Annotated in this window: 25 protein-coding genes and 1 tRNA gene; 12 read left to right on the plus strand and 14 right to left on the minus strand. The window is 37.8% G+C overall.

Going from position 1 to position 21,871, the window contains the following annotated elements; genetic code table 11:
- Positions 1 to 2: 2 nt before the first annotated feature.
- From CP947_RS03950 to CP947_RS03980, 7 genes are all read right to left on the minus strand, one after another.
- Complete coding sequence (locus CP947_RS03950; protein ID WP_096711955.1) at positions 3 to 1,568, minus strand: DUF3696 domain-containing protein; 1,566 nt, start codon at positions 1,566 to 1,568, stop codon at positions 3 to 5.
- Positions 1,569 to 1,672: 104 nt separating this feature from the next.
- Positions 1,673 to 2,815 (minus strand): B12-binding domain-containing radical SAM protein, encoded by a 1,143-nt coding sequence (locus tag CP947_RS03955; RefSeq protein WP_096711956.1) that lies wholly within the window; start codon positions 2,813 to 2,815, stop codon positions 1,673 to 1,675.
- 66 nt (positions 2,816 to 2,881) lie between these two features.
- Positions 2,882 to 4,639 carry an ATP-binding protein gene (locus CP947_RS03960; RefSeq protein WP_096711957.1) on the minus strand — a complete coding sequence of 586 codons (1,758 nt, stop codon included), beginning with the start codon at positions 4,637 to 4,639 and terminating at the stop codon, positions 2,882 to 2,884.
- A gap of 38 nt (positions 4,640 to 4,677) precedes the next feature.
- Positions 4,678 to 5,097: a hypothetical protein gene (locus CP947_RS03965; protein WP_096711958.1), complete on the minus strand. Its 420-nt coding sequence runs from the start codon at positions 5,095 to 5,097 to the stop codon at positions 4,678 to 4,680.
- Positions 5,097 to 7,064, minus strand: a complete 1,968-nt coding sequence (locus CP947_RS03970; protein ID WP_096711959.1) for an AAA family ATPase — start codon at positions 7,062 to 7,064, stop codon at positions 5,097 to 5,099. The genes CP947_RS03965 and CP947_RS03970 overlap by 1 nt, the downstream gene beginning before the upstream one ends.
- Positions 7,054 to 7,245 (minus strand): hypothetical protein, encoded by a 192-nt coding sequence (locus CP947_RS03975; RefSeq protein WP_096711960.1) that lies wholly within the window; start codon positions 7,243 to 7,245, stop codon positions 7,054 to 7,056. Before CP947_RS03975 ends, CP947_RS03970 begins: the two co-directional genes overlap by 11 nt.
- The gene (locus tag CP947_RS03980; protein ID WP_096711961.1) at positions 7,227 to 9,389 is read right to left on the minus strand and encodes a DEAD/DEAH box helicase family protein; all 2,163 of its coding nucleotides are present in this window, start codon (positions 9,387 to 9,389) and stop codon (positions 7,227 to 7,229) included. Before CP947_RS03980 ends, CP947_RS03975 begins: the two co-directional genes overlap by 19 nt.
- 552 nt (positions 9,390 to 9,941) lie before the next feature.
- On the opposite strand from CP947_RS03980, the gene CP947_RS03985 reads away from it, so the two are divergent.
- The gene (locus CP947_RS03985; RefSeq protein ID WP_096711962.1) at positions 9,942 to 10,352 is read left to right on the plus strand and encodes an HNH endonuclease; all 411 of its coding nucleotides are present in this window, start codon (positions 9,942 to 9,944) and stop codon (positions 10,350 to 10,352) included.
- A gap of 44 nt (positions 10,353 to 10,396) precedes the next feature.
- Here CP947_RS03985 and CP947_RS03990 read toward each other — a convergent pair whose 3' ends face one another.
- The 4 genes from CP947_RS03990 to cofD all read right to left on the minus strand — a co-directional run bounded on the left by CP947_RS03990 (position 10,397) and on the right by cofD (position 13,844).
- Entirely contained in the window at positions 10,397 to 11,221 is an 825-nt protein-coding gene (locus CP947_RS03990; RefSeq protein ID WP_164909011.1) for a protease inhibitor I42 family protein, read from the minus strand.
- Positions 11,222 to 11,298: 77 nt separating this feature from the next.
- Positions 11,299 to 11,514, minus strand: a complete 216-nt coding sequence (locus tag CP947_RS11015) for an ABC transporter permease (protein WP_341539152.1) — start codon at positions 11,512 to 11,514, stop codon at positions 11,299 to 11,301.
- A gap of 20 nt (positions 11,515 to 11,534) precedes the next feature.
- Positions 11,535 to 12,515 (minus strand): ABC transporter permease, encoded by a 981-nt coding sequence (locus CP947_RS03995; protein WP_341539151.1) that lies wholly within the window; start codon positions 12,513 to 12,515, stop codon positions 11,535 to 11,537.
- 405 nt (positions 12,516 to 12,920) lie between these two features.
- Positions 12,921 to 13,844 (minus strand): 2-phospho-L-lactate transferase, encoded by a 924-nt coding sequence (gene cofD, locus CP947_RS04000; protein WP_096711964.1) that lies wholly within the window; start codon positions 13,842 to 13,844, stop codon positions 12,921 to 12,923.
- Between the two features lie 74 nt (positions 13,845 to 13,918).
- On the opposite strand from cofD, the gene CP947_RS04005 reads away from it, so the two are divergent.
- From CP947_RS04005 to CP947_RS04040, 8 genes are all read left to right on the plus strand, one after another.
- Entirely contained in the window at positions 13,919 to 15,115 is a 1,197-nt protein-coding gene (locus tag CP947_RS04005) for an HD domain-containing protein (protein WP_096711965.1), read from the plus strand.
- Between the two features lie 10 nt (positions 15,116 to 15,125).
- Positions 15,126 to 15,461 carry a prenylated flavin chaperone LpdD gene (lpdD, locus tag CP947_RS04010; RefSeq protein WP_096711966.1) on the plus strand — a complete coding sequence of 112 codons (336 nt, stop codon included), beginning with the start codon at positions 15,126 to 15,128 and terminating at the stop codon, positions 15,459 to 15,461.
- A 1-nt stretch (position 15,462) separates the two neighbouring features.
- Positions 15,463 to 16,026, plus strand: a complete 564-nt coding sequence (locus tag CP947_RS04015) for a UbiX family flavin prenyltransferase (RefSeq protein ID WP_096711967.1) — start codon at positions 15,463 to 15,465, stop codon at positions 16,024 to 16,026.
- Positions 16,027 to 16,111: 85 nt separating this feature from the next.
- Positions 16,112 to 16,189, plus strand: a tRNA-Pro gene (locus CP947_RS04020).
- Between the two features lie 65 nt (positions 16,190 to 16,254).
- Positions 16,255 to 16,530, plus strand: coding sequence for a ubiquitin-like small modifier protein 1 (locus tag CP947_RS04025; protein WP_096711968.1), 276 nt, complete (start codon positions 16,255 to 16,257; stop codon positions 16,528 to 16,530).
- Positions 16,531 to 16,552: 22 nt separating this feature from the next.
- On the plus strand, positions 16,553 to 16,921 hold the full coding sequence (gene crcB, locus CP947_RS04030; protein WP_096711969.1) for a fluoride efflux transporter CrcB: 369 nt from the start codon (positions 16,553 to 16,555) through the stop codon (positions 16,919 to 16,921).
- Position 16,922: 1 nt separating this feature from the next.
- On the plus strand, positions 16,923 to 17,279 hold the full coding sequence (locus CP947_RS04035; protein ID WP_096711970.1) for a fluoride efflux transporter FluC: 357 nt from the start codon (positions 16,923 to 16,925) through the stop codon (positions 17,277 to 17,279).
- Between the two features lie 30 nt (positions 17,280 to 17,309).
- Complete coding sequence (locus CP947_RS04040) at positions 17,310 to 17,633, plus strand: DUF190 domain-containing protein (RefSeq protein WP_096711971.1); 324 nt, start codon at positions 17,310 to 17,312, stop codon at positions 17,631 to 17,633.
- Here the strand turns inward: CP947_RS04040 and CP947_RS04045 are convergent, their stop codons facing one another.
- The 3 genes from CP947_RS04045 to CP947_RS04055 form a co-directional block, all read right to left on the minus strand.
- Positions 17,634 to 17,891, minus strand: a complete 258-nt coding sequence (locus CP947_RS04045; protein WP_072360618.1) for a YhbY family RNA-binding protein — start codon at positions 17,889 to 17,891, stop codon at positions 17,634 to 17,636.
- Positions 17,892 to 17,953: 62 nt separating this feature from the next.
- Positions 17,954 to 18,661, minus strand: a complete 708-nt coding sequence (locus CP947_RS04050) for an RAD55 family ATPase (RefSeq protein ID WP_096711972.1) — start codon at positions 18,659 to 18,661, stop codon at positions 17,954 to 17,956.
- A gap of 82 nt (positions 18,662 to 18,743) precedes the next feature.
- Positions 18,744 to 19,280, minus strand: a complete 537-nt coding sequence (locus CP947_RS04055) for a MogA/MoaB family molybdenum cofactor biosynthesis protein (protein WP_096712142.1) — start codon at positions 19,278 to 19,280, stop codon at positions 18,744 to 18,746.
- Positions 19,281 to 19,508: 228 nt separating this feature from the next.
- On the opposite strand from CP947_RS04055, the gene CP947_RS04060 reads away from it, so the two are divergent.
- Genes CP947_RS04060 through CP947_RS04070 form a run of 3 tightly spaced genes read left to right on the plus strand, consistent with a single transcriptional unit; the run spans position 19,509 to position 21,869 of the window.
- A complete protein-coding gene (locus tag CP947_RS04060; RefSeq protein WP_096711973.1) occupies positions 19,509 to 20,027 on the plus strand; it encodes a 50S ribosomal protein L16 in 519 nt (172 codons plus the stop codon).
- 26 nt (positions 20,028 to 20,053) lie between these two features.
- Positions 20,054 to 20,668, plus strand: a complete 615-nt coding sequence (locus CP947_RS04065; protein ID WP_096711974.1) for a translation initiation factor IF-2 subunit beta — start codon at positions 20,054 to 20,056, stop codon at positions 20,666 to 20,668.
- Between the two features lie 13 nt (positions 20,669 to 20,681).
- Positions 20,682 to 21,869 (plus strand): radical SAM/SPASM domain-containing protein, encoded by a 1,188-nt coding sequence (locus tag CP947_RS04070; RefSeq protein ID WP_096711975.1) that lies wholly within the window; start codon positions 20,682 to 20,684, stop codon positions 21,867 to 21,869.
- Positions 21,870 to 21,871: the final 2 nt, after the last annotated feature.

The raw sequence follows: 21,871 nt of genomic DNA on the forward strand, positions 1-21,871 counted from the left end.
GTTTACCTCAATCTTTTTTCGATTGCTTTTTGAACAATAACCCTTTTCTCTTCCGCAGACTGGTCAAAAAATCCTTGAGGCCAATCAACTATACCTCGTTTTTCATCAATATCTACACTTCGGGTTTGAGTGTGCCCATTAATTGAATCAAAGAACAAAATATTTGTATTTGAGTTTATGGATTCATCTTCATATTCAATAATTCTTCTAACAATTCTATTTATCAAATGGTCGCTATGTGTTTCAACTATAATTCTCTTTTTCGAAAGAATCATTGAAATAAAAAAATCGGCCAATTTCATTTGTAATTTGGGGTGTAAGTGTATTTCTGGTTGTTCTAAAATTAAAGTTTGTCTTGGTTTTATTCTTAGGCCTTCTACTAATATAGGCAGTATTTGACTAACTCCAAATCCTACATCTGCTAAAGTTATTTTTGAATCACCATATTGTCCAGATTGTATATACAATCTAATAATTTCTTCTTTTGATTCCAAATTATAACTATCAGAAATATCCATGTACTTTAACCAGCGGTTCACAGCTTTTTCTAGATTATCATTTTCTATTAATTCCCATTCTTCTCTTTGTTCATCAAAATAATAATAAGGGTCTATTTTTCTTTTCCCTTCAAGGGCCAAAATAAATGGGGCATTTTCACCTTTATTTCCAATATTCAAATATTCTTCTTCATAGATATATCTTCTAGAAGGTTCTTTTCTCAGAGGTCCAATATAGACAAAATCACCAAATTCAATTTCCATAATATGTCTCAATGAATAAAGAGGACGATTTAAATGTTGCAAATTTTGTCCTTCTTCTATTTTGACTTCAGGTATCAAATTTGTGTATTCTGGATGTCCGTTTGCATGAAAGTTTTCATAATAAATATATTTGACAAAATGCTTAGAACCAACGTCTGAATTTATTCTATGATTGCGATTGCAATTAGGACAAAAATATTTGTCTATGTGTTCAAAAGAAGATGTTTTTAAATCAATATTAGCGAAAGGTTGCGGACGAGTTTTTTTCCATTTTAATTCATATTCATTATTTTTTTTGTGATTTATGTGTATAGACGTTCCTATTGAAGATTCATTTTTTGAAGAATTTTGAGTGCAAAAATAAAAATTATTAATAATAGGCTCTCTTCTGTTTGTCTTATCATCTAATTTTAGGCCATAACTAACCATCAATGATTTTTTAACATCTTCTCCTTTATTATTTATAAATCTAAAAGCACGTAAAAATCGATGTTGAAGATTTTTTTTGTATCGCTTCGTAATAGAATTATTTAGGGGCTCAATTTCAAAACTTATTTTTACTTCATTTTTTTTATTTTGATTGTATACTATATTTTTAAATGAACCCATGTGAACATACTGTCCATTTAAGACTATTTTTCCATATCTCGATTGGTTTTCAAAAGTTTGTTTTAGGAGCAAAAGACTTTGGATTATTGTTGATTTTCCGCTACTATTTGTACCACATAGTACAGTTAGGGGTTTTAAGTCTATTTTTTGAGAGTTTTGTAAGCCTTTGAAGTTTTCGAGATGAATATTTTTTATCATAAAAATACCCCCTTATCTATTATTTCATACATTTTGAAATGAAAATATACCATTTTGGTTTTAGTGTATATTCCTTCTATAAATTTCTATCTACATTATAAAAATCAGGCACAAAACATTTGCTTTTTGTTGGTTTCTATAGATGTCTCCTTAACTTTTGACTCAATTGGACGCAACCTAAAAGCCTCTTCAAAAGACCTGGCCTCATCGAACTTATTGATTAAACCTTCATAAGGAGGGAACACACCTCCAAAACCAATGACTCTTCTGGATTTAGCTACCATCTCTAGTTTTGTCTCATCCCAAAAAGGGGACACATATTCATTCTTCTTTAATGATGTCAATGGTTCAAATCGCATTGGATATGAGACACAACCTAATTCCAATACATACTTGACCCGGTCCAAAAAAGATTCTGGAGTATCACCTTTGGAGGTATTTTCATCATAGAAATTATACAAATTATAAAACAGAATTTTTCTTTTATTGATTCCATTGGCATGTAGTAGATTGACAGCTTTAGTAATTGCTTCTTTTTCTTCTGGTACATCATAGGCCATTCTAATAGTATCCATTTTTAATTCTGCAATCATGGAAGCTTTTTCTTCATCGACCAATCTTGCATCAAGCCCTTGATTGAAATCGACCTTTAGGCCCATATCTTTAAGATTTGTAATAATCTCTTTCCAATGGGGGGTAGCAAAAAAATTATTATCCCAAAATATCACTTTTTTATGCTCTGGATGAATATATCTTTCAACATCTTTTACTACAGGTCTGAATTTACCTTCCATTTTTGGAACTGCACAAAAAGGACATTTTCTAATGCAGCCTCTTGATGAAAATAGAATGGAACTATTCCAATCTTGCCATTTCGGGACATCTTTTAGGATATCATATGAAGGCATGTAATCTTCTGCTTCTTCATGAAGGCCCAACTGTATATTCACAAAGGGAAATACTTCTTTTATATGGTCTGGTAGTAAAGATGCGTAAATACCTCCAACGTTTATTTTGGCGCCAGGGTACTGATTGTGGTAGTGCTTAATCACTTTGTGCACCGGTTTCCAGGCATATGTAAAAAGAGATGTTACTTCTATTATATCGGGATGAAAATCAAGGTCCTTGTCAATACCTCTAACTAGCTTAACAGAATTCCCATAAGACTTATAGTAAGATGCTAATTTCATTAAACCTAATGGAGGATATTTTGTATAATAATCAGGTTCAACTAATAATATATTCATAGCTACTAGTTAGTACATCCTTGTCATAAAGATTACGGTGAAATGAGAAAAAGGATCTCAATATGATTATTTCTTATGATCCTTTTTAGACTTGAATTCCTTTGAATTTTTTATTAAACGATGCATTAATCCAAGCGTAGAATATATTTCATTCATCACATCCAATTTCTCTTCTTCTGAACAAGAATTAAACCATTCAAAACCTTTTTTTTCATGTTTGGTTGGATTTACTATAATGTCATGAAAAGTATATATTAGAAGACCTAAACGTGCATCTCTAGCGTCATTGCCTTTATCTCCAAGAGTTAAAATACGATTCCCTTTATTTATTCGTACATCTTTCCAACCATATGCTTCTTGGGTCAACTCTTTTATCTCGTCATCATGCCCAACCCGCTCTGCAAGCATTTCTCTTATAGGGTCAGTTATACTAATTTCTGGTATCAATCTTCCCTTTGAATTTGCGCGTTTGATACTCTTCTTTATATCATCTGGAAGACTATCAATTGTTGCATTTAATCGGTCCTTTTTAATTTTGTTTTTTGAGGGACTAGCCTTGGACTTTTGAATTTGTTCTTTTAGTTGTTTCAATGTGTCTGTGTCAGTTTGTATCTTTTTTTCTATATTCTTCTTGAGAGGCCCTAAATCAGGGTCTTTTGGATAATTCTTCACTCTAGTAACTTTTTCATGTGCTTTATTGATTTCATGTTCGGCACTTTTAATATTGCCCTCATTCAGATACTTTTGAGCATTAGAAATATTAGAGGAAGGTACTTTAGATGATTGATAACGATTAAGACTATCAAGTGAACCTATGAATTCAGAAACCTGTTCATATAATTTATCGACAAGTCCACTATTTAGCTCAAACTGGTTTCTTGCAGCGTTTTCAACGATTTCATTTGAAATAACATGAATTTCGCCGAATTGCCATTCATTGTATGACCCTTCATACAAATTTTTCACTAGATTTTCGTTTCCAATTGTGAAACCTTTCTTTTTGAAAAAAATACCCTTATTCGGAGATTTAAGTCCTTTATTTGCTTGTGATGACAATATCCAACCTACGGCAACAAGCTTGTCACCTACAATAAAATCTTTAGTAATGACTTTTTCAAAAAAAGGTTCTGTAGTATAAGGTGGTCTATAAATTGTTTCATCTTCTAATTTGATATTTACTTTTGGAAACGCGACTCCTTTTTGCTGGAGATAATTCTCGATTTTTGAACCTAGTGTAAATTCATTTGGGTTAAATGAAGCAGGAGTAACTTTTTGTAAGTACTCTTTTATATTTTCGGATTCAAATATATCTTTTTGAGGTCTTAAAATCCTTTCTAAACGTATTATTGTAAATTGACCATCTAGATATGAATCATCTCTTCCTAAAGACAATTTTGAAATGTCTGTAGTTGAATTTTCTAGTATTTTTAAAATAGAATTTGTATTGTTTATTTCTTTTCTGATTTTATTGTTATCAATTTCTATTCGATATTTCCCACTGTTTTTTTTCTTTGTAATTATCACTATCTTTTCACAAACTGAAACTCCACTCCAAATTCCGATTCCTCTCCATCCAACATTAAATTCATTTTTGTTAGATATGCCTACATTTAAAGCATTTTCTAATTCGTTTAAGTCCATTCCTGTTCCATCATCTTCTATTACTAAATTCATACCATTTTCAAATGAAACATTAATGTTTTTTGCTTTTGCATCAACGGAATTTTGTACATATTCCCTTACGCAATTTAAATTTCCATCATATAATCCAGAAGTAATTATATTTATTAAATGTGGACCAATTTTGTTTTCATCAAATTTCATTGCATCACCAAATTGTTAAAAAATACTTTAAAGGGCGCTCATTCTTTATTGTTAATGTCTAACTGTCTGTACAGTTCGGCAATCTCTGATTCCAAATGTTTTTCAAGTGTACCAAGTTGAACAGAATTTACTTTGTCATATAGTATTTGAATTCCAGCATTCGCATATTCTTCTGCAATTGCATAAACTTTTTCTTTATCTGCAATAACTTCTACAGAATCAGTTTCACTAATTGCTATCGAATTAAGTATAGTTTCATCTTCTGGTTGTAAGTTTTTTAATAAAAACATACCGTCTTTTTTGATTAATTTTCTTCTTACACCATTTTTGAAACCGACTGACATTGCCATAAAAAATTGTTCTTTTCTCGATTTCTCTTCTAATATATCTATTTCAGAATATAGTTTTTCTTTTTGGTCCTTCTCGACAAATATTCTATCAATTATTCTTCTAGTCATTATATCCCTCTCACTAGTGTCTCTTTTTCGTCAGAGGACATTTTCAAAGAAACATGTGTATTTGCATAATTATTCAATATCTGGCTAATGTTTTCAGAATATTCATCTGGGGTAAATAGCAATATTGTTTGTTTATTTTCGCTAATATTAGCAAGAGCAATTCCAAAATTTTCTCGATGCTTGCTGGAGATCCTTGCAACAGGAGTATCTATTAAAATTGGTGAATCAAAACCAGAGACTTTATGTAAAGCCAAAGTGAAAGCAAGTGCCAAAAGTTCTCTTTCTCCTGCACTTATACTGCCTAAACATTCGTAATCCATGAAATGAATGAGACTTATGCTATAATCATCATTTATTTTCACATCTTTAAAGGTGGTCTTTTTCCATAGTAACTCGAAAAAGATTGCTTTTGTTTCTGCTTCTATTTGTTCTCTAGTATTATTCATTATTTTTTGCTTTGTACTCTTTACAACATCGTATGATTTTTTACAAAAATCAATCTGTGTTTTCAGCTCTTTTGCTTTCTGACCTTTTTCAATTTCTTTATCCAATTCTTCATTTAATCTTTTTTGTTCATCAATGAATCCTTCATAACGTTTTTGCAAGACACCCTTTCGCATAGTTTCGTTTTCTAAAATACCTTTGAACTTAGTTTGCTCTTGATGCCATTCTTTAATTTTTGGTAGATTGTAACCTCCAATTTTTTTGTTAATGTCTTCTAGCTCATTCTCAATCTTTGTAAGATCTCCATCATAAGATTTAATCTGTTCAGAAATAGTAACAAACTTATTCTGGAATCTTTTTAGCTTTTGTTCTATTTGAAATAAGGGAGCTTCCATTATTTGGAGGCCATGAGCTACTTGAGTAGATAATGTTATTTCATTTAATAACTTATTTACACGTGTTTTTGTGTTTTCATTTAGTGGATTTCCACATATTTTGCATATAGAATCTTCAATCGTCCTTAACAGAAGGTCCTTGTCATAAGTTGGTGGCAATTCACCTTTATTCTTTTTCTCTTCAATAACTGCAATCGTTTTTTTAATTGCAGGCCATGTCCTTATAAGGATACCAACTTCAAAAAGCAACTCTTGCTTTTCTTTATAAGCAACTTTGTATAAACTCTTTTTATCAATTTTTTGCTTATCAAGTTCCTTCACTCTTTCCTGTAACTCACTTACATCAGGAACTCCTCTTAGATTCTCGTCACATTTTTGGAGTTGATTTTGTGCTATTTCTATTTGTTGCTTGCATGTATCAATTTCCTTAATTGTATCTTTTATTTTATCAGTAACTTCTTCGTAACTCTTTCGTGTTTCTTCGATTTTTGGACTTTTTTTACCTGCCTCTCTTCTTAATTCACTTAAACAATCATCAAGTTTTGATTCAAGGCGATTTTCCAATAAATCGATCTGAGAAATTTCAAAAATAGCATGACGAATGTTTTGACCAGTAGCTTCCTTGAAATATTGGTCGAGTCTTTCACCATCGAAGAAGAAAAATTCCCTTATATCTTTTGGAACAAAACGGCCAACATAACTAGCAGCTTTTTCATTGAAATGTATCTGTGTATTTCCATCGGAACCAACAATTTTGACATCAAAATTTATATTCGAAGGATCAACATTTTTTCCTAACTCAGGTTTTTTATAAATAGCATTCCGGCTGAAAATTATTGTAATTTCCTCATCAGTTTCAACCCAAACTTCAACTGCTACTTTTAGGTCTTCATCACCATACAATTCTTCAACTGCTTTAAGGTTAAATAGAGGTAACTTTTTGGAATCATTGGAAATATGGGGTTCCTCTCCATATAAACACCAGTTAATAGCATTCAATATATTTGTTTTTCCAGTTCCATTTTCACCAACTATTATATGTAAGTCGTTACTTGAAAATTTTTTAAATAAAATTTCTGTATTAATATGCTGGCGATAGTTTTGAATGGCAACTTTTTCAATTCTCATGCTTTTCCCTCATTTTTGTATACTCACGTATTTTAGATCTGTAAGTATTTTTCCAGTGCCAATGGCCAGGATGTTCAACTTCTTCATACATTAATTCAATCAAAAAATCCGCCACTAATTTGTCATTTGCTTCTTCTCTGATAGTGCCTAATATGTTTTCATTCACTTTGATGTTCGCCATAATGTATCCCCCATGCATTTCACTTTGATAGCATAAATCATTTTCAATGCTTCAGCACTGTTTGTTGCAATGGTTGCAATTTCTTCACATCGTCTTAATTCTTTTTCAAATATTTTCATTTCTATCTCTTTGATGTTGGGTGGCAGATAATCAAAAGTTGGTCTTATGATAATATCATATATTGTAGCTTCTTTTTTACTTGGATATCTTCTAATAACACGTCCAATTCTTTGAATATATTCTCTAGGATTTCCACTACTTGCCATTAAAATAGCTCTCTTTGCTGGAGGTACATCTACTCCTTCATCTAGACATTTCATTGCAATTAATACTTGGTAACTACCATCAGCAAATTTCTCTAAAATATATTCTCTTTCAGATTTTCCGTTATATTCTTTTACTGGACCTGGGTTTTCGTTCATCGTGAATTGATGTGCTATAATTTTTCTCTTTTTGATGATAGATAAAACTGGTATCATTTGTTCTGAAGTACAATATATTATTGTGTGAATTAGATCATCTTGGATTTCGTCCAAAACTTTCTCAAGAACGCTATATTTATTTTTGGCATTTTTTATTATATCGGCCCTTCTAAAAAGCAATGCTTCTAATATTTTATCTTTTTCTGCTTGTTTTTTTTGATTTGCATACTTTACTGCAATAGATTTGCTTTTTTGTATATATTCTTCCAATTCATCATCTTGTAGGGGCACGAACTTTGGTATATATCTATATCTTGTCAAATAAGGTTCGCTCGTTGCTGGATTTATAGTATTTATTGCATCTTCTAAATCTAATTTATAAACGATTTTGTCAAAAAATTCATAGATTTCTTTAGTACCGATTTCATCAAACCATCTTTCAGGTGTAGCACTTAATCCTAACCGCCAATTGTATGCAGGGAGCATTCCCTTTTTGTTGAATGCCGCTCCAATACCATGGACTTCATCAGCGATTAAGAAAAATTCAAGGTTATTTTTATAATCCTCAACAATGGACTTGAAATCTTTTGAAGAAAAGGTGGTATGAGTAGTAATAACGATATTATTGCTATTTTCTGATGTTTTCATAATGGAATCAATATGCATATTCTGCAAAGTATCGACTAATTCACTTTTCCATTTATGATTAGAACTATCAGCTATAATCAATTTGTCATATTCAATACCAAAATTATCTAATTCTCTCTTCCATTGTTGAACTAGATGTTGATATGGGCAAGTTATAATAGTCAAAAAATTAGATTCAATGTTTGTAAGTTTATCCAAGCAGCCTAATGAAGTAAATGTTTTCCCTGTTCCAGTGGCCATTTCAAATATCCCTTTACGACCATTGTTAAACCAGGCGTCAATAGCTTTTTCTTGAGTTTCAAAAAGTTGCACCTTATTTTTCTTTTTACTCCACTTTTCAAGATTTATTTTGTCAAAATCATTGGGTGCAATATCTATCAATTTTGATTTTACTGCTGATGGTAGGTCTACTACATTTAGATTTTTGGATTTATTGTTCCAATACCGTTCAAATTTGCTGACATCTGCATCAACATACTCTTTTTGGTCTTCGTAAATATTCTGGAATACTTTGAATTCTTCAATATTGCCCGTCCATCCCATCGCAGTTTCATTTACTGAACCACTAAATGTAACAATGTTCCCTTCAGAATCTTTAAAGATTCCTACTTTTTGATGAAAAAGACCAACTTGTTGTATTTGATTTGCAATTAAAAGGGAACCATAATCATCTCTAGCAATTGCAACTTTTATATCGATTTTATGATTTGCTAACATCCATCCTAAAGCAAAAACATGATCTTTTACAAATTCATTTTCTAAATCTTCGAGTTCCAATAGCATTTTTTCTTGAATTACTTGTTCGGGAGATTTTATTGCTTGCTCAATTATATATATGTCCGCTTGATTAATTTTTGGCGAAACGATTATTCTCATCTTACCATCGTTTCTTATTAAACCTGTAACACCTCTGGCAGATATGGCCAAGCTAGTTGAAGAAAAAAATCCAGCAAGTCTATTGTATTCAATAGATTTTTCTAATACAGGAATATAAAAATCATTTAGTAGATCATCATCATCTGATGAATAAGCTCGTTTTAAATTTAGAGACCTTAACCCCAGTTTAACACCCATTATACCCAATCATTTAGTTTTTAATAATAAATAATTTTAAAGTTTTTATATGTTTCGAAATTATCGAGATGAGATTAATTTAAAATAATTTTGACGGCACTTCTTTTTTCGGATATGATTTGTAACTCAAAATTTGTCTCTTTATTGAAATCTTCGAATATATTTAATAATTGTTTGATATCAACCTATGGAGCAATAGTTAAATATAATTCATGTTATCTTTTTTAGCATAAGTTTAAGTTAAGCAAAGTGAAAAATAGATGTTAGGCACCGAAGTGTGAGTTTGTGGCTCGCTACGGGCACTTGTTATGAACTAAATTTTATGGGTTTACACGACTAAACAATAAATATATTGTAGGCAGGGCTTAATTACTAATAAAAGGTTTGTGCTTTTTTACTAAAATCCGGCCCCCAACCCGGCGCTCAGACTATTTTTCAATAATTTTATTGACTTTTACCATTTTAACTTCTTAAATTACTAATATAGTGATATCAAGATAAATATTATTAATAAGTTTTTTATTGTAAACTAATACATTCTAGTTGATAAATATGCTTAGAGAAGGAGAGACATACAAAAGAAGCAAGCTCCATGATGAATATGGTGGGAATAGACAAGGCGGAATTGCGAGCTGTAGGAAAAGTGATATGATTTTGCTTTTTACAGGAAATTCTGGTAAAGAACATGGTTATGAAGATGGATGGAAAAGCAATGAAATATTTCACTACACTGGTGAAGGACAAGTTGGAGATATGGAATTTAAACGCGGAAATAAATCTATAAGAGACCATCTAAAAGACGGCAAAGAGATCTATTTATTTGAACAATCAGGAGATGGTTTTGTCAAATGTTTAGGTGAAATGGAATATAATTGTCACCAAATACGAGAAGGAATTGATCGAAATAATCATAAAAGAAATATAATTGTTTTTGAACTCCACAAAAAACCTACTAAAAAATAATGCCAAACTCCACAACAGGAGTACGGCATCCAAATCATCCATCTTCACTCAAGCACATTATCCGTCTGCAATTCAAAGGAATCCTGCACACCATTCACATCCACGGTGTAATTACCCTTCTCCAGACCGTAGACATCAAGGGGTACGTTGATCTCGAAGGGCACAAGGGCCTGGGTGCATATGGCATCCTTAGGGCGCTTTGTAGGAATATGGACATTGAATGTGTTGCCTGTTTTTGCAGTTGTGATATTGGCCTCATCGATCACGGTGCAACCATCCTTAAAGTTACCGGTGGCATGGACACTGACCTGGACCGGGAAGGATTCCATCACCATTATGTCTATGTTATCCACATCGGCGGTGCCGTAGATATACTCGGTGTCATCGCCATCTGCAGGGACAACCGGTTCTCCTTCAACTTCCAGTGTCAGGCTGAAAGTGTCTTCCTCACCCGTGACGTTTTCCCGGGGACGCTTGTAGATGGCATCAATCTGCTGTTTTCCGTTATCCATAATCCTGAAGGTCCATACACGGAAACCCGGTGCACCCACGACATCCTCATTTTCAGGCGATTCAAACTTATCTTCTACGATTTTGATGCCATCGGAAGTTGTCAGGTTCCACTGGTACCCTGTGGAGGGATTTTCTTCCAGGCGTACTGAGAAATAATCCCCGGTGGAAGCATTCACTGTGCTACTGTCCCACTGGCCGGACAGTTCCGTACCGTTGTTCAACGTGTGGGCATCCACACTTTCATTCACACCTGTACCACCATCGTCCGCACACCCCGGGGAAAGGACAACTGCGGCCACCACAACGATAAAAGCAATCAAAAGCAAACCTGCTCCTGCATGAGTGTTAATCTTCAAGTAACCATCTCCATGTGAATACATGGCATTCACATTATATATTTATTTTTTAAGCTGCAAACCCATTCGAACCTTTATCACTGGGTCCGCAGGGCTTCCACGGGATCGAGTTTCGAGGCTTTGTTGGCAGGATAGAGACCAGCAACCAATCCTATGGCCAGGGCAACCAGGAAACCCACAACAATGAGATAGAATGGGAAAATATAAGGTAAATCCAAAAAGTAACCTACACCATAGGAAGCAGCAATACCCAAAACTGTACCCAGTATGCCACCAATAGCACTCAGAACCACCGATTCTATAAGGAACAGGGTCAGTATATTCGCACGGGCAAAAAACCCAGGGACTTGAGCAAGCCCACTTCCTTTGTCCTTTCAGTCACGCTTACAAGCATAATATTCATAATACCTATCGAGCCCACCACCAGGGCAATCAGTGCTACAGAGGTCAGCAGGGTTGTCAGGGCACTGGAAAGCTGATTCAGGTTATCCAGGATATCCGTCTGGTTGAAGATCGAATAGGGTTTGGCATCCTCGTTATCAATATCCCTGCTGGGTACTCCCACCGAACGGGCAAGGTTTTCATCCACATCATCGGTAACCCTATCCAGGATTTCGAGAGAATCCGCTTTAATGAAAAATCCCCCTATATCATCCCTGTGCTGCATCTGTTGCATGACAGCAAGAGGAATAAAAACACGTCCTGCAGGATCCACTTCAGGAGATACGAAGGAGGCATCCGGGTCCTGTATGATACCCTTTACACGAAACGTCCCTGTACTCATCCCTCCATCCACATTTCTTATACTGATATTTATAAAATTCTTGACAGATAGATTCCGGTCAAACTTATCATAGGCCACATCCGAACCGATTACAGCCACGTTCCTGTCCTGACTGGTCAGAAACTGGCCGTGTTCCATATTTATGTTCCCCACTTTCTCATAATCGGGAAGGACCCCACTGACAGTTGCGGTACGCTCCGCTGATTGGTACTTCAGGGTCGCTGATTGCTGGTTAAGTGGGGAGACAGCAGCAACACCATTGGTATTTTCAACCACATTGAACTGGGAATCTCCGAATACATTGTTTTTCTGGGTGAATATAACGATAAAATTAGTACCCGATGCTCCTATTTCTTCTTCGAAGTACTGCCCGAAACTGGTCCCCATGGATATGTTGGCAATTACAGCGGCCACCCCTATGATAATACCCAGGGTAGTCAGGGCAGAGCGCAATTTCGCACTACCTATGCTGGCAAAAGCTAACTTTACCGCCTCTGAAAGCCTGACCATAAGAGATTACCTGATCATTCCTTAGGATTCCATTTTCTGCGATACATATAGACAGCAACGACCAGCAGGACAAGCCCCAACAGTTACTAACCATCCTTGCTGTATTCGTACTCAACCTCATTGCAGGGGTGTATCCTGCAAGCAGAGCTGCAAAAATGGACCCTGTAGAAAAGCAATAGCAACACATTAAGCATAAGAACAGGGGAAAAGTGTATATACGAGACTTACATAAGGGTGTATAGATGAGCGGGTTTTAATCCCTTTTTTAGTACCCCCACTCCCCAGCCCGCTCATACCACCCCCATTAAGGTAAGCAAGCATTTTAGTATAGTAAATGATAGGGAATGTTAACATATATACTCTTTGCTTCTGAATTTTAAGCATGTTTAAAATTTTCAAGCACAATTATTCCAGGGACTCAAACAGATTCCTTACATAACCTGCCAATTGTATACTTATATCTACAGAAGACATCATAGTATCAGCCTTTACTATACTGCAATCCATATTTTCAAAAGAATTACAAACCTGTGGATCACGGATATCTGTTACAAACACATCCAGAAAGTCATGATAGCACCTTGCAACTTCATTTGAAGAAATACCGTAACCACATGCTTTCATAAGTTTACCAGCAGGACCGCTAACAGGTTCATTCCCGATAATAGGACTGATTGCAACCACATTTTTACTTTTAAGGATTTCAGGCATTCCAGCAAGGGATATGATGGGCCCTATGCTTGTAATCGGATTGCTGGGTCCAATCAGGACATTGCTATCTTCCCGTAGTTTTTCCAGCACAGCAGGGGATATAGAAGCTTCACCGATCCCAACCATCTTAACTTCAAGTACATCGGGTTTGCCCTGATGCTTAATCCAGAAATCCTGGTAATGCATCCAGCCCTGGGGTGTGCGGATGATGGTGGATACCGGATCATCTGACATCGGCAGGATGTTGGCCTTGATACCAAAACTTGAACAAAGGTTTACAATTGCTTCAGTCAGGGTAGCTCCGTTGCGAATCATTTCAGATCTCATGATATGCGTGGCCCGATCCCGGTCCCCAAGCATCATCTTTTCATCATAACCACAATCCTTCATAGCATTGAAAGTGCGGAATGTATCACCTGCAATACCCCACCATTTATCGCGATCTATCATACCGGCAAAAAGGTAGAGTACTGTATCAATATCCGGTGTTACAAGATTACCCGATACCCACAGGTCTTCCGCGGTATTCACGACAACTGTAATTTCTTCTTCGTCCATTGTCCGCATCAGGCCATCAAGGAACTTGGGGGTGCCGGTTCCACCGGAAAATATTATCACGATATTACCTCAATTTACTACCAAAATCACAACAAATCACAACATCATTATAATATGAACGGTTATTTAAAAACATGAAGGTCATGAGGGACCCCGTACACGGTCATGTCGAACTTGACGAACTTGCAGTATCCCTTATGGATACACCCCGCATGCAGCGTCTCAGGAGGATACGCCAGCTAGGACTTTCCAACCTGGTATATCCGGGTGCCAACCATACTCGTTTTGAACATTCACTGGGTGCACATCACCTGGCTACAACCCTTGCGGGAGAAATAGATTCAGTACAACAATCTGAAATCGATGAACTCAGGGTTGCTGCAATGTTGCATGATATAGGACACGGACCCCTTTCCCATGTGACAGAAGGCATCATCAAAAAATACACCCGCAGGGAGCATGAAGATGTAAAACACCTGCTGCGCAAAGGAGATATAGCAGAAGTTTGCAGTGATGCCGGCCTCAACATATCCAGGATCGCAGACCACATCCTGGGCAAAACCTCCCTCGGACAGATTATAAACAGTGAGATTGATGTTGACCGCATGGATTACCTCATTCGTGATGCACATTACACTGGCGTTGCATACGGTCTTGTAGATCATAGCCGCCTGATCCATAAAATGCAATTCTATGAAGATAAACTGGTTGTAACAGAAGGTGGACTCAATGCAGCCGAATCCCTGCTTGTATCACGTTTTTTAATGCATCCTTCGGTATATTTCCATCATGTGACACGCATCTCAGAAACAATGATAACAAGAGGCATCGAATATTTGATAGAGCAGGAGAAACTCGATCCCTCCAGCCTTCAGGATATGGATGATTACCGCCTGTTTGAAACCATGCGCCAGGATGGTGGTTACGCCGGGGAGATGATCAACAGGATTGATGAGAGAAAACTGTACAAACGTGCCCTTTATGTAGGGTTTGATGACGTTGATGAGAAGGTTTTGGGCTATCGCAAATCCATCCAGAGGGTGGAAAAAGAAATAGCAGAAGAGGTGGGAATTGATGAAGAAGAAGTCCTCATAGATATTCCGAAATTGCCCCGTATAGAGGAAATGAAAGCATTGATCAAGGTCAACGGAAAGAAAATGACCCTTGATAAAGCCTCCCATCTTGTAGCAACTCTTGAAAAAGCACACCGTGATAACTGGAAGCTTGGGGTTTATACCCCCAGGGAACACAGGGAGAGTGTGAAGAAAATAGCAACCGATTTTTTCGAGGTTAAAAAACAGACCCGACAATACAAGTTAACGGATATATAAGGCGATATAAGTGGAAGTAATTGAAAAAAAAACTGGGAAAAGGAAACTTTTTCTTAGATGGCGCATTATTGGAGACAGTTTGCTTGTAACACTTACGGGCGGCGATGAGCATATAGGAGCAGTTGCTGTGGGTAATTCTGGTGCGTCCTCGGTCATTACCCTGCCCGGACACAGGGATGATGAAATTGCACACAGACAGGCAGGCCGCATTAACAGGAAAACCGGCAAGGATACTGTTTTCCTTGTGGGGATACATTTCAACAACATACAACCTGATGAGGTCAGGAAAATATGCGATACCGCAGAACTCATGGTTGACGAACTTATAGATATAATTGAGGAATAATATGGAAGTTGTAGTGGGAATCAGTGGGGCCTCCGGGGCACAGTACGGAATCAGGCTACTTGAAATATTTGCAGAAAAGGGAATTTATACACACCTTGTAATAACCTCTGCAGCCAGGCAAATAATAAATATAGAAACAAACTGGAATATCGAAGAGGTGGAAAAACTTGCCTGTGAGGTACACGAGGAAAAAGATTTTACTGCTTCTGTAGCAAGCGGATCGCATCCTTACAATGCTTTGATAATAGCCCCCTGCAGCATGAAAACTGCTGCTTCCATTGCACACGGAATCTCAGATAATCTCCTTACAAGGGCTGCTGATGTCTGCCTCAAGGAAGGCAGGAATGTTATCCTGATGGTGCGGGAGACTCCTTTCAGCCGAATCCATCTGGAAAACCTGCTCAAACTCAAGGAATCCGGCACCCAGGTTTTGCCTGCATGTCCTGCATTCTACAACAAACCGCAATCAATAGACGACTTAATTGATTTCATGGCCGGGCGGGTGCTGGATCTTCTGAATATTGATAATGACGTATATCCCAGGTGGGAAGGAGACAGCAACTGAACTAATTTTCACCCTCTTCTGCGCCCTTCAATAGTTAGATATATCTAGGAGAAGTGCATTTAGGGGGGATGCCCTTATATCATGTGGGATAGTAGGGTAGCCTGGCCGATCCTCGAGCGTTTGGGACGCTTGGACTGCGGTTCAAATCCGCGCTATCCCACCATTATTCTTCATCTAACTACTAATTTTAACGAATATTTTATAAACCAGCCTGACGTGGGAAAAACTATGGCTGCCAAGAAGGTTAGATTGTTTGCCAATGTCAGGGAAAAGGCCGGAACTTCTGAAGTAGAGGTCAACGGCGATACCGTTTCTGAGATATTGGATGAAATAATTGCAAAATACCCGAATCTTGAGGAACTTATATTTGAAGATGGCAAAAAACTCAGAGGATATATAAACATCCTGATCAACGGGGAAAATATCCAGCATCTTGAAGGTACAGACACAGCGATTACAGAAAAAGATGAAGTCGCCATATTCCCCCCGGTTTCCGGTGGATAAATAAAAATGGTGGGACAATCCCATGGAATACCGGGATGTTACCAATCTCTTTTTAATAGGAACCGGTGGATTCCTGGGAGCGGTATGCAGATATGGCACGTTCACCATAATACCCGGTACCCGGGGAACACTGGTTGTGAACGTGGTGGGAAGTTTCCTGCTGGGATTGTTACTGTTCTACTCTGACTATATCGGTTACCTGACCCCACGCATCCGAATGTTTGCAGGCATCGGGTTTTTAGGCGCATTCACCACATTCTCCACATTCATTGTACAGACCGTGCAAATGCAGCCTGTATACGGGTTTGCAAACATGATGATAAATCTGCTACCCGGCTTATTTGCAATCTTTCTTGCAAGAAGCCTGATAATATACATCGGAGGCAGGTGAAATGGATCCGACAGGCTATTTACTTGTTGGCATCGGTGGGTTTATCGGTGCAACACTCAGGTATATAGTCGCGGGAATGACCCCTAAAAGGGGAAATGTACCTACAGGTACACTCACAGTAAACATAATTGGTACAACAATACTCTCATATCTTACATATTCCCATTCCCTGCAGCATCTTTACCTGTTGAATATAGGTATTCTGGGTTCATTCACCACTTTTTCCACTTTTGCTTATGAATCATTTGCACTCCTGGAACAACAGACAAACCGGAGTTTTCTTACAAATATAATGCTTAACTGCATGTTCTGCATTGTCGGTGCCGGACTCGGGCAGTTAATGGCAAACCTAATTTAAAAATAGAATTGAACAAAGAAAGGGGACCATATGCAATCCAAAATACTGACAATTTATCTTAGTGAAAATGATACATACAAAGGTAAAAGTGCCCATCAAGCCATCATCGAGTTCTTGCTTGAAAATGATGTTGCCGGTGCCACCGCAATCAAGGGAATCGAGGGATATGGAGTACACAGTGTAATCCATAAAGCAAGTATCCTCAGGCTTGGAATGGACCTCCCAATCATAGTACAGGCCGTGGATGAAGAAGAAAAGTTGCGTAACACCCTGCCCGAACTCAAGAAAATGGTTCCTGATGAACTCATTGTGATGCAGGATGTGGAAATCCTGGCAGGGCATAAAATGGATTAATTACCTGTAGAGGACTATCGCCCTTCCACGCACATCTATCAGGGTAGTGGATGTAAGAGAGGCCAGTTCCTCTGCAATTGAATCCATACTTTCACCGGGAAAACTTTTGAGGATTTTTACCTTGACAAGATGATTGGCTTTAATTTGTTTTTTCAATTCAGTTACAACCGCATCATCAATTCCCTTTTTACCCAGAGTAAGAATGGGTTTCAGGTGAGTTGCTTCTGACCTAAATTTCCTTATTTTATCCTTATCCATCAAATAACACCTGCCTATAGGGACCTGCATGAAGTATATATAACTAACTTAAAGAAAAGCATTCAGTCTTCCTTTATGCCCTGAATGGATATAGAACCATCTTCCACCAAATACTCAAACCAGGGAGTGGGTTTGGAAGATATGCCTACTGCACGTAGGTAATGACTGCCGTTTTCTTCCTGCACCTCAATCATACCATCATAAAGTTGTTTTAAGGTAGCAATTGTACGGGAGTCATGCATCTGGTCTTCAACTACGAATAAACCAAGCCCCTTTATGGCTTTGATTCTGCCTGTGAACACGTGCATGAAACGAAATACCGTCTGGATATTAGAGTACATGAGAATGGTGGAGACAGAATTAATACAGAGAATATTATGGGATATTTGACGTTTCATCCAGAATTGTTCAAAAAACTGACTTATTCGAACACCTATACCTGTAAGATCCACAGGACTAGAAGCACGTTTTATGTTATCAGTATCATCAGCTGCCATCCCCAGCGTCTTTGTTACACAATCCACAATCCCTATGTTGGAGACAGGTAGGGTTTTGTCAAAGGAGGTGAACCATTCCAGGACATGTTCACCCGGTTCTCTTGTAGAGACTATGACCGAAGATTCTTGCCTTTTGAGACCATTTTTAAGAATGTGGTATGCAACATCTTCCTTTCCACTCATAGGAGGACCTATTACCATCAGATTGCTTCCTCCACGGATTTCCCCGATAATATTATCCAGCTCTTCAATGCCCAGTGAATAGGATGTCATATACTCCAGTTGAACTCTCTATTTTAATTTATTATATAAGGATAGCCCTTAATAACATTATTCCTGATAATACCCTCAGTTATTACGATCTTGCATGTTTTACTATATGTCCGGCTTCAGGAATTACGATTTCCTCAACTGCAAGTTCCACTGCCTTTGGAGAACCAGGAAGGCAGAAAACTGCACAACCCTGTATGATACCTGCAGTTGCCCTGCTCAATATTGTGGCAGACCCTATCTGATCCAGACTTTTAAGACGGAAAAGTTCTCCGAATCCTTCAAGTTCTTTTTCAAATAATGGACAAAGGGCTTCTATGGTCACATCGCAAGCAGATAAGCCTGTGCCGCCGGTAGTGATCACAACATCGGCTCCATTAAAGATCGCTGACAGGACTTCTTTTCTTATATCTGCGATATTATCTGCCACAAGCCTGTAGCACAATACATTGTGATGGGCAGCCCCTATAAGATCTGACATTCGTTGCCCCGAGACATCATCCGCAGCAGAGGGTGATTCTGTAGATCCATATGTATTAAAACGAGAAGTTGAGATGGTTACAAGACTAAAGGCATATACTTTATCAGTTCCTTTTTTATGCTCTTTGGTGCTGGAGCTCATAAAAGAACATATAGAAAACTGCATATATTATAATTTCTGCTGCATACCCTTTACAAATACAACAAATGACCGATAAGACTTATTAACTACCAGACAATATGGAGGGGCAATATAAGATAGTACACCATCCCATCAATACATTAAAATATGTAAATCTCAATAAGAAACCAAAACTTTCGAGAATGGGATAATTCTACATCATTATCATTCCAAGGAGGCTTTTAGTCCATGACAAGAAAACCAGCAAGTATGTACAGGAACATTAAACAGCGCTCATATACACGCAGAAAGTACATGGGTGGTGTTCCGGGAAGTCAGGTAATACACTACGACATGGGAAATAAGACCGCAGATTTTCAGGTCAAGATGTCACTTATATCTGAAGAGAAATGTCAGATGAGACATACAGCTCTTGAAGCAGCAAGGATATCAGCTAACAGACATATGCTTTCCAAAGTGGGCCGTATCAGTTACCATTTCAAATTAAGAGTTTACCCCCACGAGGTTCTGAGAGAAAACAAACAGGCAACCGGTGCAGGTGCAGACCGTGTATCCAGTGGTATGAGAAAAGCATTCGGAAAAGCTGTAGGTACTGCAGCAAGAGTCTCTGCCGGGCAGAAGATATTCACTGTTTCTGTCAATAAGAAGAACTTCAAGCATGCAAAAGCTGCACTTAAAAGAGCAGGACAGAAGCTTCCAACACCAATAAGAATTGTTGTTGATGAAGGCGCAGAGCTGGTACAATAAAACCAGCTTTTGAGGAGGGGACACTTATGGAAGATTATGAATCCTTGCTTGACCAGGCAATGGAAAATCTACCGGAAACCGAAACAAGAGATGAAGAACGTTTTGTAATTCCGGAACCCAAGGTTTATTTTGAGGGAAAAACAACGGTACTGGACAATTTTGCACAAATTAGAAGTGTCCTTAACCGTGATGCTGATCATCTGATGAAGTACCTCACAAGGGAACTGGGTACCGCCGGTAAGGTCGAAGGTGGCAAGGCCATATTTCAGGGGAAGTTCCCTGTCCAGGCTATCAAGTCCAACATAACTGCATATGCTGATGAATATGTCATATGTTCGGAATGCAACAGGCCAGATACGAAACTTGTGAAGGTTGACAGAGTCCTAATGATGAGATGTGCCGCATGTGGTGCGCACAGGCCTGTCAAGAAAAGGAAAGCCACTGCACCTACCCCTGAATCAGCCCTTGAAGAGGGGAAAGAATATGAAGTCAAGATTGATGCTGTTGGTTCCAAGGGAGACGGAATCGCCAAGATGGCAAAATTCACGATTTTCGTTCCTGGTACTGCCAAGGGCGATGTCTTAAAGATCAGGATCAAAAAAATCAGTGGAAACCTGGCTTTTGCAGAGAAGGCTAATTAAGGAGCAATACCCAATGGCAGTCGATGAAAAGGGCCAGGGAATCAATATTTTTTCGATTCCCGGCCTAAACATTGACCTCGAAGATTCAAACGGCTCTTTACAGTTAAATTCCCGGGGCCAGCTTAGATATGCCTGCTCACCTATCCTGAAAAAAATTAATGAAAGATTAAGGGAAGAAAAGCCCGTACATATTGGCAAGGACAGGGTAATTGCTTCTACCTGGCTGCCTCCAATTCCGAGCGGCCCTTTTAAAAGACTCCTTAATGCTGAAGTACAGCATGCTTTGGGGAGACGAGTACCTGAAACTGTTTCTTTTGAGATCACACGACAATGCAAATGTAATTGTGACCATTGCGTTATAAGTGGTGGAGAGGAAGATCTTGACACAGAAACTGTCAAGAAAACCATAGATGATGCTCTTGATATGGGTGCATTCATAATTATTTTTACCGAAGGAGATCCTCTTCTCAGGGAAGATATTTTTGAATTAATAGAGTATGTCGACAAGGAACGTGCAATTGTCAATATGTACACACCTGGAACAGACATGAATCCTCAAACGGCAAGAAAGCTAAAGGAAGCGGGATTGCATAATCTTTTAGTCAGTATATATTCCACCAATCCCGAAAAGCATAATGCGGTAAGAAGACTTGAGGGTGCATTTGATATGGCTACAGCTGCCATTAAATATGGACTTGATGCCGATTTATTAGTCACTATGTGCACCCATGCCTCCCCGAAAAATATGGATGAACTCCCACAACTCTATGCTCTTGCAACAGAGATGGGAGTGAGCGAATTTTCAATCTGGGAAAGCGCTCCGAAAAAAAAGGGTGATGCTATTATCTCATCTGAGGACAGGGAAAAAGTCCTTGAAATGCACCATAAGGCCAATTCCACAGAAACGGGCCCCAGAATATTTACCAATAGTTATTTTGAAGGTGAGATGCTGGGTTGCATGGCGGCTCAGCGCTGGATGCATATCTGCGTGGACGGATCGGTCAAGCCCTGCCCATATATCCCATTCAGTTTTGGCAACATACAGGACCAACAGTTAAGAGACATCTGGAAGAACATGAAAAAAGCCCCCCGATTTGAATCCGGGGATGTATTCTGCCAGATGCAGATGCCACAATATCTTGAACTTGTGGAAAAGATTCCAGATGGAACTGTCCCTCCCTATCCATTTGACAAAATCTAATA

Source organism: Methanohalophilus euhalobius (assembly GCF_900215215.1).
Lineage (GTDB): Archaea > Halobacteriota > Methanosarcinia > Methanosarcinales > Methanosarcinaceae > Methanohalophilus > Methanohalophilus euhalobius.